10 protein-coding genes are annotated in these 16,951 nt (G+C 44.2%); 2 read left to right on the plus strand and 8 right to left on the minus strand.

Annotation, left to right across the window (positions count from 1 at the left end; genetic code table 11):
- Positions 1-77: 77 nt before the first annotated feature.
- The 4 genes from LKD42_RS08030 to ileS all read right to left on the minus strand — a co-directional run bounded on the left by LKD42_RS08030 (position 78) and on the right by ileS (position 7,909).
- A complete protein-coding gene (locus LKD42_RS08030) occupies positions 78-884 on the minus strand; it encodes a peptidoglycan DD-metalloendopeptidase family protein (RefSeq protein WP_248835364.1) in 807 nt (268 codons plus the stop codon).
- A 344-nt stretch (positions 885-1,228) separates the two neighbouring features.
- A complete protein-coding gene (locus tag LKD42_RS08035) occupies positions 1,229-2,149 on the minus strand; it encodes an Abi family protein (protein WP_248835365.1) in 921 nt (306 codons plus the stop codon).
- Positions 2,150-2,293: 144 nt separating this feature from the next.
- A complete protein-coding gene (locus LKD42_RS08040) occupies positions 2,294-4,753 on the minus strand; it encodes a glycogen/starch/alpha-glucan phosphorylase (protein WP_147632859.1) in 2,460 nt (819 codons plus the stop codon).
- Between the two features lie 12 nt (positions 4,754-4,765).
- The gene (ileS, locus tag LKD42_RS08045) at positions 4,766-7,909 is read right to left on the minus strand and encodes an isoleucine--tRNA ligase (protein WP_248835366.1); all 3,144 of its coding nucleotides are present in this window, start codon (positions 7,907-7,909) and stop codon (positions 4,766-4,768) included.
- A 596-nt stretch (positions 7,910-8,505) separates the two neighbouring features.
- Between ileS and LKD42_RS08050 the strand changes: the two genes are divergently transcribed.
- Positions 8,506-11,451, plus strand: a complete 2,946-nt coding sequence (locus LKD42_RS08050) for a glycoside hydrolase family 3 N-terminal domain-containing protein (protein ID WP_248835367.1) — start codon at positions 8,506-8,508, stop codon at positions 11,449-11,451.
- A 161-nt stretch (positions 11,452-11,612) separates the two neighbouring features.
- Complete coding sequence (locus LKD42_RS08055) at positions 11,613-12,245, plus strand: SGNH/GDSL hydrolase family protein (protein WP_248835368.1); 633 nt, start codon at positions 11,613-11,615, stop codon at positions 12,243-12,245.
- A gap of 133 nt (positions 12,246-12,378) precedes the next feature.
- Here the strand turns inward: LKD42_RS08055 and ftsH are convergent, their stop codons facing one another.
- The 4 genes from ftsH to LKD42_RS08075 form a co-directional block, all read right to left on the minus strand.
- Positions 12,379-14,232: an ATP-dependent zinc metalloprotease FtsH gene (ftsH, locus tag LKD42_RS08060; RefSeq protein ID WP_248835369.1), complete on the minus strand. Its 1,854-nt coding sequence runs from the start codon at positions 14,230-14,232 to the stop codon at positions 12,379-12,381.
- A gap of 94 nt (positions 14,233-14,326) precedes the next feature.
- A complete protein-coding gene (locus tag LKD42_RS08065) occupies positions 14,327-15,016 on the minus strand; it encodes a response regulator transcription factor (RefSeq protein WP_022119239.1) in 690 nt (229 codons plus the stop codon).
- Positions 14,988-16,499 carry a sensor histidine kinase gene (locus LKD42_RS08070; protein ID WP_248835370.1) on the minus strand — a complete coding sequence of 504 codons (1,512 nt, stop codon included), beginning with the start codon at positions 16,497-16,499 and terminating at the stop codon, positions 14,988-14,990. Before LKD42_RS08070 ends, LKD42_RS08065 begins: the two co-directional genes overlap by 29 nt.
- Before the next feature lie 248 nt (positions 16,500-16,747).
- Positions 16,748-16,930 (minus strand): DUF951 domain-containing protein, encoded by a 183-nt coding sequence (locus tag LKD42_RS08075; protein WP_147632865.1) that lies wholly within the window; start codon positions 16,928-16,930, stop codon positions 16,748-16,750.
- Positions 16,931-16,951 lie beyond the last annotated feature (21 nt).

Genomic DNA, 16,951 nt, shown 5'->3' on the forward strand with positions numbered 1-16,951 from the left:
CGGGGCGGGTCCCAAGGTCTTTCATCCACCTATGAGCAAGCTCATGTGGATTTAGACCTTTTGACCCTGGCATCATATTAGTCCAGATACAGAAACGGATCTTCTGCTGCTCCGTCTTTTTCCATGGCAAAATATAGATTTGTGCCTTCTTTGCAGTAGTATTTGGTCGGCTGTGCCACGTATCCTAAAAGTTGTCCTCTCTCGACTACATCGCCTTCTGCTACGGCTACATTCTCAAGCTGGCCGTAGATCAGCGTGTACTGATCTCCGAGATTCATGCGGATCGTTGTTCCTGTTTCGTCGTTTGTTGTGATGGAATCAACGATTCCTTTTGCCGCAGATACGACCTGTGCTCCTTCTTCCGCCCCGAAGATCAGTGCCGGATTATATTTATACTGATCCAGCGTTGCAAAATACACGGTAGAATCCATGCTGTAGTCCATGAGCACTTTGCCGGCTACCGGCCACTGAAGTTCCTGTGTGGACGCAAAGCTGACCGTCGGACTGACCACTGCGTTGACCTGTCCGGAGGAAACTTTTTCGGTCTCCATGCCTTCTGTCTCTGCTTCCGTTTCCTGCCCGGCTGTTTCCTGTTCTGCCCTTATCTGACGATTGCCGCCTGCCAGTGATGCCGGATCAACATCCATCTCATTTGCCTGAGAAGCCAGATTTGCTTCCGCTTCTGATGAAATCACCGCCTCAGCTTCTGTCTCGACAGGACTTTCATTCAGATCCACCATATGCTCTTTTGCCGGTTCCTGTGCCGTATCCGACAGATCAACAGCATAGTAGGTCGTTGCCGCAGCCGCCCCTACAAGACATAAAGTCAGAACCAACATCGCACCTTTTTTTCGCGTAAACCATTTTCCATCCTTCTTCTGCATATCCCTTCACCTCATAAATTCAGATTTGCAACCAAACAGTTACCTTATTCTCATTTTTTCCGATTTTGGGTTTTTTATGCGAAGTGAATATGAAAGAAATAAATTGTAACTGTTCAGAGCCAAGCAAAATTTCAAAAGACAGGTATAAAATGCTTGCATTTTTAAAACTGTTTTTGAAATTTTATTTGGCGGATACGCCACACCGACGAAATGCGTAGCATTTTGGAGGTTGGCTCTGAACAGTTACAATAAATTTAAATATAAAAAATCAAGAGCGGAACATTTTTCAATGTGCCACTCTCTACAAAGGCTTTCGCTTTTCAATTATGCTATACATTATATGTTTATTTTACTAAATTGTCAATTACTTTTTTATGAAAATTATATACTCCGACTATCTTACTGTTGCTCTGAAAAAACTGTTTATTCTTAACCACACGACCATTCATAAATTCTTGGATTTCTTTATAACGTTTTTGTTTTGGTATTTCATTCATTAAACTATCATATACATACAATACCGTTACAAAACTATTGGTAAATTTATAGCTTAGATTATTAACTCTTGAAGTTTTTGATATATTTTTCATTCCAATAATGAAGCTTGAAATTTCATTATTTACCTGTTTGGTTGAATCAATTTTTTCTGTCATTTTATTTAACAGACAATTACTATGTGCTGCTGCATTTCTAACATCACGTACCGTATTCATCAATTTGTTATTTATAATCTGAACTCCATAAATTTTTTCATAAAAAGAACAGAAATATAATAAATCACCAAATGAAATTAGTTCCACAAAAACCCATACTGGAAAATATGGATAGTATTTTTCAATAAGATCTTTACAATATTCACCTGATTTATGGCTTCTGATATTTTTCAATATTCGCAGGTTATCATCCTGAGCAATAAATTTACGTACAATATCATATCCATCTTCCGACGGGTTATTTGTAATATTTTTAATCAATCGTACTTTGATTACATGTTCGATGTCCAAACACATATCCATTACTATGTATCTCAAATACATATCAATAGTGGATAATTCCTTTAAATAACCAAAATCTAATTTTTTATATTGCCCTTGTCTTTTACCTGTATCGCATTTGTCATAATTAGCTCTGTACGCAGCCAATTTCATATAATAATTATTGTTTTGCAAAAACTGTTTGGCATCATTTTCTGAAATTTCATTAAATGTAATACCTCTGTTTTTCATATGTTGAATTAACTCCTCAATAGATAACAGTTGTTTCATATTTCACCTGATTTCTTTCGTTATATAAAATGATTTTATCATAAAAGAAACCATATTTCTATGATGTTCTTTCTTTTTTATAAAAACAGGCAGTTGGCTTTTTCATATCCAACTGCCCATTTTTGCTATTTCTTTATCATTCTTTTATGCTTCTACGGTCACTTTATCCAGATGCCAGATTTCATCTACATACTGCTGGATGGTACGGTCTGATGTGAACTTGCCGCTGCATGCGGTGTTCATCATTGCCATTCTTGCCCAGCCTGTTTCGTCACGGTATGCTTTTTCTACTCTCTCCTGAGCTTCTGCGTAAGACTTGAAGTCTGCCAGGATGAAGTAAGTATCTGCTCTGTCGCTGCTGTTTGTGTTCAGCAGAGAATCGTAGATATCACGGAATCTTTCTGGATCATCCGGAGCATATTCTCCATTGATCAGCTGCATCAGGACACGACGGATATCCTGGTCGTTGTTGAAATAATCCATCGGATTGTAGCCGCCGTTGTTCTCGTAGTTGATAACTTCCTGAGCGGACAGACCGAAGATAAACGCATTTTCTTCTCCAACTTCCTGAACAATCTCTACGTTTGCTCCGTCCATGGTTCCCAGTGTCGGTGCACCGTTCAGCATGAACTTCATATTTCCGGTTCCGGATGCTTCTTTACTTGCTGTGGAGATCTGCTCGGAAACATCTGCTGCTGCAAAGATCCATTCTGCATTGGATACACGGTAATCTTCGATAAATACAACTTTCAGTTTTCCGTTGATGCTCTTATCGTTGTTGATCACATCTGCAACAGAGTTGATCAGTTTGATCGTCAGTTTTGCACGACGATATCCGGCTGCTGCTTTTGCACCAAAGATGAAGGTTCTTGGATAGAACGGCATTTCCGGATGATCTTTGATCTTATTGTACAGATACATAACGTGCAGGATGTTCAGCAGCTGACGTTTGTACTCATGAAGTCTCTTAACCTGTACATCGAAGATAGAACGAGGATCTACATCGATACCGTTGTGCTCTCTGATGTATTTTGCCAGACGCAGTTTGTTCTGGTATTTGATGTTCATGAACTCCTGCTGTGCTTTTTCATCATCCACATAAACTTTCAGTTTGGAGATCTGAGCCAGATCTGTGATCCATTCATCACCGATATGTTCGGTTACCCAGTCTGCCAGCAGCGGGTTTGCATGAAGCAGGAAACGTCTCTGTGTAATACCGTTTGTCTTGTTGTTGAATTTCTCCGGCATCATCTCATAGAAGTCTTTTAATTCCTGATTTTTCAGAATTTCTGTATGCAGTGCAGCAACACCGTTTACAGAGTAACCTGCACAGATAGCCAGATGTGCCATTTTAACCTGTCCATCGTAAATGATAGCCATCTTGCGGATTTTCTCCTGGTTGCCCGGATATTTTTTCTGGATCTCTTCCACAAATCTGCGGTTGATCTCCTCGATGATCTGGTAGATACGAGGAAGCAGTCTTGAGAACAGCTCGATCGGCCATTTTTCCAGTGCTTCTGCCATGATGGTGTGGTTGGTGTATGCACAGGTCTTTGTGGTAACTTCCCATGCTTCATCCCATTCCAGACCTTCTTCGTCAAGCAGGATACGCATCAGTTCTGCTACTGCAACAGTCGGATGTGTATCGTTCAGCTGGAAGGTTGCTTTCTCATAGAATTTGCGGATGTCAGAATGATTCTTTTTATATTTTGCAACAGCTGCCTGAACACTTGCAGAAATGAAGAAATACTGCTGTTTCAGACGCAGTTCTTTACCTGCGTAGTGGTTATCGTTCGGGTAGAGAACTTCTACGATATTTCTTGCCAGATTTTCCTGTTCTACGGCTTTCTGATAATCACCTTTATCGAAAGAATCCAGCTGGAAGTCGTTGATTGCTTCTGCATCCCATACACGCAGTGTATTTACTACATTGTTATTGTAACCAACGATCGGAATATCAAACGGGATCGCACGTACAGACTGATATCCTTCCTGGATAAATTTGTTGCGTTTTGTTGCTTCATCGTATTCTACACGGATATAGCCGCCAAATTTTACTTCTTTTGCATATTCCGGACGACGCAGCTCAAATGGATTACCGTCTTTCAGCCAGTTATCCGGCACTTCTATCTGATAACCGTTTTCGATTTTCTGTTTGAACATACCATAGCGGTAACGGATACCGCAGCCGTATGCTGCATAACCAAGTGTTGCCAGAGAGTCAAGGAAGCATGCAGCCAGACGGCCAAGACCGCCGTTTCCAAGTGCTGCATCCGGTTCCTGGTCTTCGATCACGTTCAGGTCAAAGCCCAGCTCTTCCAGAGCTTCTTTTACTTCTTTGTACTCTGTCAGGTTGATCATGTTATTTCCAAGGGCACGTCCCATCAGGAACTCCATGGACATATAATAAACCATTTTCGGGTCTTCTTCTTCGTAAACTTTCTGGGTTTCCATCCAGTTGTCAATGATCGTATCCTTGACTGCATAGGATACTGCCTGAAATACCTGCTGTTTTGTTGCGTCAACCAGTGTCTGACGGTACAGTGTTTTCAGGTTGCTTTTCACACTCTCAATAAATACTTCTTTGTCAAATCTTTTGCTCACAGCAAATCCTCCTTATTTCTGTGTCTTTTCAACACCCATGCGTACACTTTCACCGTTAATACTCCATTCTTTTTCGTATCCGGCAACACTTCCAAGAACAATCTCATCTGCAAGGACTTCATCCTTGATCTCATCCATATGATCGTTCAGGACGGTAAGGATCTTTTCGTTATCAGCTGCATACAGGCGGATTCTGTCCATCACCTCAAAACCTGCCTCTTTACGCATGGTCTGGACTTTACTGATCAGTTCTCTCACAAATCCCTCCTCAATCAATTCCGGAGTAAGGTTGGTATCCAGAACAACGGTAATATCGTTATCCTGCTCAGATACATAGCCTTCGATCTGTGCTGTATCAATCAGTAAATCTGTCTCATATAATACAACTTCACTGCCATTGATGTCAAGCGTGATGGAGCCTTTGTCTTTCAGCTCATCCATTGCCTGATTGCCATCAAGTGCAGAAAGTGCCTGTTTGATACCGCCAAGCAGTTTGCCGTATTTTGGTCCTACGGTTTTCAGCTGCGGTTTGAAGCTGTAAGAAGTAAAGTCTTTTACATCCTGTGTAAAGGTGACTTTCTTGCTGTTCAGCTCGTCACGGATAATGTCTGCGAAGTATTCCGGCAGTTCTTTCGGAGCTTTTACAAACATATTTGCAATCGGCTGTCTGTTCTTGATGTTTGCAGTATTTCTGCATGCACGTCCCATAACAACGATCTTCAGTACTTCATCCATGTTTGCTTCGAGTTCTTTGTCTACGTGAGCCATATCTGCCTTCGGGAAATCACACAGATGTACGCTTTCCGGTGCAGTCTTGTCAATGCTGCATACCAGGTTGCGGTAGATGTCTTCTGTCATAAACGGGATCATCGGTGCAGCTGCTTTTGAAACATTTACCAGAGCGGTGTAAAGTGTCATGTAAGCATTGATCTTATCCTGCTCCATGCCTTTTGCCCAGAAACGTTCACGGCTGCGGCGTACATACCAGTTACTCATATCATCCACAAATTCCTGAAGTGCTCTTGCAGTTTCCGGAATACGGTAATTTGCCAGGTTGTCATCCACGGTCTGAATCATGGTGTTCATCTTGGAGAGCAGCCATTTATCCATTACGGAGAGTTTGTCGTAGTCTAATGTATATTTTGTTGCGTCAAATTCATCAATATTCGCATACAGAACGAAGAATGCATAAGTATTCCACAGAGTTCCCATGAATTTACGCTGTCCTTCCTGAACGGCTTTGCCGTGGAAACGGTTCGGCAGCCATGGTGCACTGTTGATGTAGAAATACCAGCGGATCGCATCTGCTCCGTAAGTCTGAAGTGCATCAAACGGATCAACGGCATTTCCTTTGGATTTACTCATCTTCTGACCGTTTTCATCCTGTACATGTCCAAGAACGATAACGTTCTGATACGGTGCTTTGTTGAACAGGATCGTGGACTCTGCCAGCAGAGAATAGAACCATCCTCTTGTCTGGTCAACTGCCTCGGAAATAAACTGTGCCGGGAACTGTTTCTCAAACACGTCTTTATTTTCAAACGGATAATGATGCTGTGCGAACGGCATTGCTCCTGAGTCAAACCAGCAGTCGATCACTTCCGGTACACGGTGCATCGGCTTTCCGCACTTCGGACACTTGATCGTGATCTCATCGATGTACGGACGATGCAGTTCTACGGTTTTTGCCTTTTCATTTCCACTCATTTCGAACAGTTCCTGACGGCTTCCGATCGAATGCTGATGTCCGCACTCACACTCCCAAATGTTCAGCGGAGTTCCCCAGTAACGGTTACGGCTGATACCCCAGTCCTGAACATTCTCCAGCCAGTCGCCAAAACGTCCTTTACCGATGCTTTCCGGAATCCAGTTGATGGTGTTGTTATTGCGGATCAGGTCATCTTTGACAGCTGTCATCTTGATGAACCAGGATTCTCTTGCGTAGTAGATCAGCGGAGTGTCGCATCTCCAGCAGTGCGGATAGCTGTGCTCAAACTTCGGTGCATCAAACAGAAGTCCTCTCTCATCGAGGTCTTTCAGCACGAGCGGATCTGCTTTTTTTACAAAGATACCGCCAAACGGTGTATCTTCCGTCAGGTTACCTTTGCCGTCAACCAACTGTACAAACGGCAGTCCGTATTTACGTCCGACTTTCGCATCGTCTTCACCAAATGCCGGTGCGATATGAACGATACCGGTACCATCTGTCAGTGTTACGTAAGTATCACAAACAACATAAAATGCTTTTTTGTTCTGTTTTTCTGCATGAACGGCTGCACAGCTGTACAGTGGTTCGTACTCTTTATATTCCAGGTCGGTTCCTTTGTAATTCTCCAGTACATTGTAAGCATCTTCGCCGAGCACCTTGTCAGCCAGAGCCTGTGCAATGTAATAAACACGACCGTCTTCTTTCATCTGAACTTTTACATAATCCTCATCCGGGTTTACGCAAAGTGCAAGGTTAGAAGGCAGTGTCCATGGTGTGGTTGTCCATGCCAGAATGTAAGCGTCTTCGTCTTTGACTTTGAAACGTACAACAGCAGAACGTTCTTTTACGTCCTTGTAACCCTGTGCCACTTCCTGGGCAGAAAGCGGAGTACCGCAGCGCGGGCAGTAAGGAACGATCTTGAATCCTTTGTACAGCAGGCCTTTTTCCCAGATGGTTTTCAGTGCCCACCATTCAGACTCGATATAGTTATCATCATAGGTAACATACGGATTTTTCATGTCAGCCCAGAAACCAACCGTTCCGGAGAAATCTTCCCACATGCCTTTGTATTTCCATACGCTCTCTTTACATTTATCAATGAAAGGAACCAGTCCATATTCTTCGATCTGATCTTTTCCGTCCAGACCGAGCATTTTTTCTACTTCCAGCTCAACCGGCAGACCGTGTGTATCCCATCCGGCTTTACGCGGAACCATTTTGCCTTTCATGGTCTGATATCTCGGAATCATATCTTTGATAACACGGGTCAGAACATGTCCGATATGCGGTTTGCCGTTAGCTGTTGGCGGTCCGTCATAAAAGGTGTAAGTTTCACCTTCTTTACGGTTTTCCATACTCTTTTCAAAGATGTGATTTTCTTCCCAGAATTTCTCAACATTTTTTTCTCTGCCTACGAAATTCAGATTTGTCGAAACTTTTTCGTACATAAGTAACCTCCTGTCCTTATTATAAGGAATAAATCAAAAAGCTGCCATCCTGTAAAAGGATGACAGCCAATACTCTCATAACCACCTGTTACAACATACCGACAAAATGCGATATGCGTTCCCGATAACGGGGGAATCCGGCACGACTTACTTTCAGCGATGCTATAAAACAGCTTTCAGTCTGCAACTCCGAAGTGATATTCCGCCTGTGTTACTTGTACTCCTTCCCACCCACCGGAGCTCTCTGTGTCTTTTACGACAGACGTACTTGTCTTCTTCTGCGTTATTTTCCTGTTAGTCTGTCCCTATTATATAGTAGAAATTCCGGAAAAGTCAAGGCAAAAAAGTTGTTCAGCTATAAGAGTTGCCTGACAAACATATTCTTTTTCTATTTGTCATTTTCTCAATCTTATATTTGCCAAAAGGTACTAAATATTTCATATATCATCATTGAATTTTCAGTTAAATATGCTATGATAAATTTGAATTATGATGCCAGAGTGAGAGGGCCCATCACTTTATAACGAAGCAATTCGCCGGCATCATTTTTATTCTCAACATCTTTAATATTTATCTTATGAAAGGAGAGAAAAGAAATGAAGAAGAACACACTCAAACGCTTTATGGCTTCTGCAATGACAGCCGTTATGTGTGTCAGCTCACTTGGAACATTAGCTGTAAATGCTGCTCCTGCTGACCCGGCTGCTGAAACCTCTGTTGTCGACAATCTGATGAGCAAAATGACGCTCCGCCAGAAGATCGCCCAGATGATGATGCCTGATTTCCGTAAATGGCAGACAGAATCGGACTCGGGACAGAAAAATTTCCAGGTGATGAACGATGAAGTGGCTCAGATCATCAAGGATTATGATTTCGGCGGAGTTATTCTTTTCGCTGAAAATGTAGCTCAGACAGATCAGACACTGAAACTGACAACGGATCTTCAGGAAGCTGCCACAAGCGGAACGGACGGCAGCAACATCCCGCTGCTCCTGACAATCGACCAGGAAGGCGGTATTGTTTACCGTCTCGGAAGCGGAACAGCTCTTCCTGGAAACATGGCTCTCGGTGCAACCAGAAGCACGGACGCTGCAACACAGTCCGGAGAAGTGATCGGACGCGAGCTGAGTGCCCTCGGCATCAACGTAGACTTTGCACCTGTTGCCGATGTCAACAGCAATCCTTCCAACCCGGTTATCGGCCTTCGTTCTTACGGAAGCGATCCGGAACTGGTAGGAAGCATGGCAACTGCTGCCATGAAAGGTATGCAGGAGTACAACATCGCTACTGCTGCCAAACATTTCCCGGGTCATGGCGATACCGCTACAGACTCCCACACAGGTCTTCCTTGTGTAGACAAATCTCTGGACGAACTCAGACAGTGTGAACTCGTTCCGTTCCAGAAAATGATCGACAACGGCGTAGACATGCTGATGACAGCACACATTCAGTATCCACAGGTTGAAAAAGAAACTGCCATTTCCAAGAAAGACGGTTCCGAGATCCGTCTCCCGGCAACGCTTTCCAAAACCATTCTTACTGACCTTGTAAGAAACGAAATGCACTATGACGGCATCATCGTAACCGATGCCCTGAACATGGATGCGATTTCTCAGAACTTCGGCGAAACCGATGCCTGCATCCGTGCCATCAAAGCCGGTGTTGACATTTGCCTGATGCCGACTATCCTCAGAAGCAAGGCAGATATGCCGAAAATGGATGCAATCCTGGACGGCGTAGAAGCTGCTGTTAATTCCGGAGAGATCTCTGTGGATCGCATCAACGAATCTGTTAAGAGAATCCTTTCTCTGAAAGAAAAGAGAGGCATCCTGAATTACACAAGCGATACTCGTACTTACGAGGAAAAACTTGCCGTTGCAAACGAGCAGGTTGGTTCTGAACAGAATCGTGACATTGAGAGAAATATTTCTGCCCAGGCTGTTACCGTTATCAAAAATAACGACAATATTCTGCCGCTGAAACCGCAGGCAGGACAGAAAGTGCTTCTGCTTGGTGCATACAACAACGAAACTCCGGGACTCGCACTTGGTATGAGACGTGTGATCGCAGATCACATCATCAGCGGAAAAGTAGATTATGAGACATTTCGTTACACTTCTGCAAACCTTGACCAGGTAAAACAGAAAATTGACGATGCAGACTACGTGATCGTTATTTCCGAAGTTTCCACAAACTTTTCCAACTGGCTGACCACACAGCCGACCGCTATCACAGAATACGCAAAAGCACAGGGCAAGAAATCCATCGTTATGAGTATTTCCAAACCTTATGATGTTGCAAACTACGCTGATTCTGATGCGATCGTAGCTGTATACGGAAACAAAGGTATGGATCCGACAGAAGCTCTGAAACCGGATAATGCATTTGGTCCGAACATCATCGCCGGCGTAGAAGTTATCTTTGGTCGCTTCGCTGCATCCGGTAAACTTCCGGTTAATGTTCCAGTTATCGAAAATGGTCAGATGACATCCGATATCAAATACGCTTTCGGTTATGGTCTGACTTACGATGCAGTCGAACCAAGTTCCTATTATGCAGTTGAAAACTCACTGCTGAACTTCTACAATACATGGAAAGACGCTGATCTTTCTGTTTATACAGCAGATTCCGCAGCTGCACTGAAGAGTGCTTTAACTGCTGCAAAAGCTGTTCTTGACAAATCCAATGCTTCCATCACAGAAATGGACAGTGCTGTGTCCGCTCTGGTCGATGCAGTCAACAACCTGGCATACGGTGTTCAGAAAACACATCTGAACGTTGCCATCGTTGCTGCTGACAAGCTTCTGGAACGTGCTGCTGATTATGAAAACACCGAAGATCTGACAGCTGCTCTGACAGCTGCAAAAGCTGTTTATGCAAACACATCTGCTACTCAGACAGAAGTTGACCGTGCTGCTTCCACACTGCTGGATGCACTGGCTGCTATGGCTGAAAGAGCTGACCTCGCCGCTCTGAAAAAACTGGTTGCTTCCGCAGGCGGTCTGGAAGAAAAAGACTTTACATCCGACAGCTATAAAGATCTGAAAGATGCAATGGATGCTGCAAAAGACGTCATTGATGACCTGAACCGTACACCGGAGGCGATCGGCAAGGCATATGCTGATATCATCACTGCGATCACCAATCTGGAACGTGTCGGAAACAAAGCTGCTCTGGTTGCTGTCATCGCAAAAGCAGAAGCCATCGTTGCTGCAAAAGACAGCTATGTATCTTCTACACTGAACGGTCTGGAAGAAGCTCTGGCTGCCGGAAAAGCAGTGAATGACAACCCGAATGCACTTCAGGATGCAATCAACAATGCAGTTACCTTGCTGACCGAAAAAGTTGCAAACGTTCGTCTGCTTGGCGACGTAAATAACGACGGCAGCGTAACTACTGCCGACAGTGCACTGCTGCTTCGTTCTGCCGCTGAACTTGATACTCTGGACGATGCTGCAACCGTAAGTGCAGATATGAACCAGGACGGTATTGCAGACACTTCCGATGCCGTTCTGATCCTGCAGACAGCTGCTGAATTCTGATGCAGAAGTTTTTACCGATCAAAAAATCGATTTTTATAGTTTGTCTTGCCATGATGCTGTGCTGGATTCCTGTCACAGCACATGCCGCAGGGCACAGGGAAGCACCAACATCTCCCACACGCATTTTATTTGTGGGAAACAGCTATACACAGCGAAATCATATGCCAAATATTTTTCGGAAACTGTGCAAGAGTTCCGGGCAGAACGTGATCGTAAGGTCACTCACCAATCCGGGACATTCCCTGAAAAATACAAGCAATCCTACAACTGCCAACGGCAGAAAACTTTACCGGCTTCTGCGTATGCAGCGATGGGATTACGTCATTTTGCAGGATCGACGCTATTATCCGATTTCCAAACCACAGCGTATGAAAAGAACCATCCGCAAGCTGGCTCCTTATATTCAGGCCAGCGGTGCAAAGATGGTCCTTTATCAGACATGGGCCCCGGGGAAATGGCATAATGATTATAACCGGTACGATTCCGTGTCAAACCGCTCTGATTACCAGAGTATTCTTAACCGTACGATTGCGGAGATCGCCGAAGAGCACAATGCTCTCGTCGCTCCGGTTGGCACAGCATTTCTGCTCTGCAGCCATTCTTCGTATGGGATCAAACTTCTGATGGGTGACTATTCGCACCCGACCGTAGAAGGAAGTTACCTGGCAGCATGCGTCATTTACAACACTGTTTTTTCGAGATCCTCAATGGGCATCCCCTATACCGGAACTCTTGATGTGATGACTGCATTCAAGCTCCAGAAACTGGCTGAAACTGTATGTTTTGCATCTTAACCGGAGCAGTATTTTCAACGAAATCACTCCGCAGATATATACAGTGATCCTGCCGCAAAAAAAATCCGGAACAAAACAGTTTTTACTGTCCGTTCCGGATTTTTTATTTCTTTCATTTATTTGTGTTTCTTTTTTACTGCTGTTTCTCTTCGATGATCTTCTGGCTGTCGCTGTTCAGAATCTCCATAAATTCTTCTCCGGTGATCGTCTCATGCTCGTAGAGGAATTTTGCGATCTCATGCAGCTTCATAACGTTGTCTTCCAGAATTTTCTTTGCCTTCTGATGCTGTTCTTTGACCAGCTGAACGACTTTCTGGTCGATCAGCGTCTGTGTCTCCATGGAGCAGGTCAAAGAGCTGTCTCCGCCAAGATACTGGTTAGAAACGCTTTCCATGGCTACCATATCAAACTCTTCGTTCATACCGTAACGTGTGATCATGGCTCTTGCAAATTTCGTTGCCTGCTCGATATCATTGGAAGCTCCGGTTGTGATCTCACCAAAGATCAGTTCTTCTGCCGCACGGCCGCCGGTAAAGGTTGCGATCTTGTTTTCCATCTCTGTTTTGTTCATCAGGAAATGCTCGCCCTCTTCTACCTGCATCGTATAGCCGAGTGCACCGGAAGTTCTCGGAATGATCGTGATCTTCTGAACCGGTGCGGAATTAGTCTGCATGGCAGCAACCAGTGCATGACCAACCTCATGATAGGAAACGATCAGTTTCTCTTTATCCGACAGGATACGGTTTTTCTTCTGATATCCTGCGATAACAACTTCCACGCTCTCCATCAGATCTGCCTGTGTTGCAAATTTGCGTCCGCAGCGTACAGCATGAAGTGCTGCTTCATTCACGATATTTGCAAGTTCCGCTCCGGATGCTCCGGATGCAGCTCTGGCGATCGCATTGAAATCTACGTTATCCGCAAGTTTGATCTTTTTTGCATGGACTTTCAGAATATCCACACGACCCTGAAGATCCGGCAGTTCCACCGGAATACGGCGGTCAAATCGTCCCGGACGGAGCAGTGCCGGGTCAAGAGAATCCGGCTGGTTGGTCGCTGCCAGAATGACAACACCCTTGGAACCGTCAAATCCATCCATTTCCGTGAGCAGCTGATTCAGCGTCTGCTCACGCTCATCGTTGCCGCCGATGCGTCCGTCACGTTTCTTGCCAACCGCATCGATCTCGTCGATAAAGACGATACACGGTGCTTTCTCGCTTGCCTGTTTGAACAGGTCACGCACTTTTGCAGCACCCATACCGACAAACATCTCAACAAACTCAGAACCGGAGATCGAGAAGAACGGTACATTCGCCTCACCTGCAACTGCTTTTGCCAGCAATGTTTTACCGGTTCCCGGAGGGCCTACAAGCAGTGCACCTTTTGGCATCGATGCTCCGATTTCCTGATATTTGCCGGGATTGTGAAGGAAATCTACGATCTCTGTAAGCAGTTCTTTTGCTTCTTCCTCTCCTGCCACATCGGAGAATTTGATGCCGCTTGTGGATTTTACATAGATCTTGGCATTGCTCTTTGTGCCAAACATCATGGAGTTCATCGGGTTTGCCCCGTCACTCATCTTGCTCATCATCTTTTTGGAAAGCCATCTGCCAAGTGCAACAAAAATAAAGATTGGCAGTACATAGCCGAGCAGAAGATAAACGATCGGAGACATTTCTTCTGTGATCTCCGTGGAAAAAGTTGCACCTGCTTTGTACAGACGGTCTACCAGTTCCGGGTCGTTGATCACGCCGGTTTTGTACATCTGCGAATTGTCTTTGTTTGTAAAGAAGATCTCAGAATCGGTGATATTTACCGAGCCGATCTCCTGATTATTTGTCATCTGCATAAAAACATTGTAGCCGACTTCCTTTACCTGATGCTTCAGCACATTCGGAAAAACAAGTGTGTTGAGCAGTATCATGATCGTTGCCGCAATGATCAGGTAATAGATAAACGGCTTCTTTGGAGTTTTTATTTCCTGCATAATGTTCCTCCTTGTAAATACTAGGGTTAAACGATGCCATAAAACCACTCTTGTGCAAGCACATCGTGGTTTCATGCTTCTGACCCTGGCATCTTTAAATCTTAAATCGATATCCCACGCCCCAGATTGTCTCGATATACTGTGGCTTGGCTGTGTTAAACTCAATCTTCTCACGAATCTTTTTGATATGTACCGTAACGGTCGCAATATCTCCGATCGACTCCATATCCCAGATTTCACTGAACAGCTCTTCTTTTGTGAATACATGGTTTGGATGCTCCGCAAGGAAGGTCAACAGATCAAATTCTTTTGTGGTAAATGCTTTTTCTTCTCCATTTACCCACACACGGCGTGCTGTCTTGTCGATCTTGATGCCGCGGATCTCTACGATATCATTCTTCGGCATATTTGTGCTGACCAGACGCTCATAACGTGCCATATGTGCTTTGACTCTCGCTACCAGTTCACTCGGGCTGAACGGTTTGGTCATATAGTCATCTGCTCCAAGTCCCAGTCCACGGATCTTATCAATGTCATCTTTCTTTGCAGAAACCATCAGAATTGGCGTATTTTTGTGATTTCTGATCTCTTTACAGATCTCAAATCCGTCCATTCCCGGCAGCATCAGGTCGAGAATGTAAAGATCAAATTCTTCTTCCAGGGCACGTTTGAGTCCAACGTCTCCCTTGCTCTCAATTTCAACTTCAAATCCGCTCAGTTCCAGATAATCTTTCTCCAGCTCTGCAATACTCTCCTCATCTTCTATGATTAGTATTCTGCTCATTTACAGGCACCTCCTGATATTTTCTAAGGACAAAGTACATCACTGTACCACATCCGAGTTTACTGTTTGCCCAGATCTTTCCGCCGTGATCTTCGATGATCTTGCGTACGATGGAAAGACCGATTCCACTTCCTCCTTTGGAAGAATTCCTGGATGCATCCGCCCGGAAGAACCGGTCAAAGATTGCCGGCAGATCTTTTGCCGCAATACCTCGTCCGTTATCTTCGATCTCAACCTGGATGAAATCACCCACATCTTTGACACGGATGCTGATATAGCCTTTTGGCTTATCCATATATTTGATAGAGTTTCCGACAATATTGTTAATGACTCGCTTCAGCTGCTCTGCATCGGCGATCACAAGCACATCATTTTCAACTGAATTAAAGTAAGACAGCTCAATATTTTTGGATTCCAGATCCAGTCCGACCTCTTCCACACAGTCATCAAAATACTCACGGACGTTGATCTTATTGAATGTATATGGAATACGGTTTGTATCGATCTTTGAATAGAACGTCAGCTCATTGATCAGACGATCCATATCATTTGCTTTATTATAAATCGTGCGGATGTAACGGTCCATTTTCTCCGGCGTATCCGCCACACCATCCATGATCCCCTCCGCATAACCTTTCAGGGCTGTGATAGGAGTTTTCAGATCGTGTGCAATGTTGCTGATCAACTCTTTATTCTCCTTGTCGTACTGTATCTTTTCCTCAGATGATTCCCTCAGTCTCTGCCGCATTTCCTCAAAATCGCGGCACAGCTCACTGATCTCATCGTCACCTTCTGCATCCAGAACAAACTCCAGATTTCCCTCTTTGATGTTCTGCGTTGCTTCCTTAAGCTTTTTCAGCGGAATGTTGATTCCATTGTAAATCCACATCGTCAGCATACCTGCTGTCATGATCAGAATGATCACGATAGAAACAAGCATATCTCTTGTAAGAGTCCTCATCTGACGCACCATCGTCAGGCTGGTGATTACAAAAACACTGCCTTCTGTCTGATCTGAAAACGTCAGATCCATCTGCTTGACGAACGCCTTCACATCCTTACCGATATAAACGCCGCTGTCCGACTGGCTGACCACGTCACTATACTCCGGCAGTTCCGGAAACAGCTTATTCACGCTCTCATCACTTCCGGAATAATAAAGACTGTCGCCCTTTCTTACGATCAGAAAAGAATATTTCTCTTTCAGCTCATCATTCAGCTGATCCAGATAATCACGATTCAGAAATGCATCCGGATTTTCACTGCCCTTTGCTTTGATCTGTTCAAAATTGGAGTTCGTCGCTTTGTTCAGAACCTGCACCGAATCCGACATATTTTCATAAGTCACACCGGAAATGCCGAGATGATCCTCCAGATTACGGATCTGATACGTAGAAAAACCAACCAGCGATACTCCTGCAAGCAAAAGAGGCACACAGATAATAACAAAAAAGGCTATGATAAGCCTCGTTTTTAATTTCATAAAAATCGCTCCTTGCCTCGGTTTTAAATCCCTTTCAGTATAGCATATCGCTGTTGGATATACACATAAAGTTTTTCTAAAAAAAGACAAAAAAAAATTATCGTTTTTTCTTTTTCAGTGTAAAAGAATGGGATGAAGGTGTTATAAAGTGCTGGCTTCCAAAAATATGCATGTGCAAATGAACGAATTCTCCGAAGGGCACGTAAAAGTGCCTTCGGAGAATTCGTTCATTTGCACGTTCACAACTCCTACTCCTCCTTGCGAAGCCCCCTGGTATTTTTCTCCACTTGTTTTCTCGGTATCATGATCTGATGTGAGCATCCCATACACTCCAGTCGGAAGTCCGCTCCTACCCTGAGGATCCTCCACTCTTTACTTCCGCACGGATGCTGTTTTTTCAGTTTCACGATATCGCCTACTTCATAATCCATCCTGTCCCTCCCAATCTACAA

It is taken from the genome of Hominisplanchenecus faecis, from assembly GCF_020687205.1.
Lineage (GTDB): Bacteria > Bacillota > Clostridia > Lachnospirales > Lachnospiraceae > Hominisplanchenecus > Hominisplanchenecus faecis.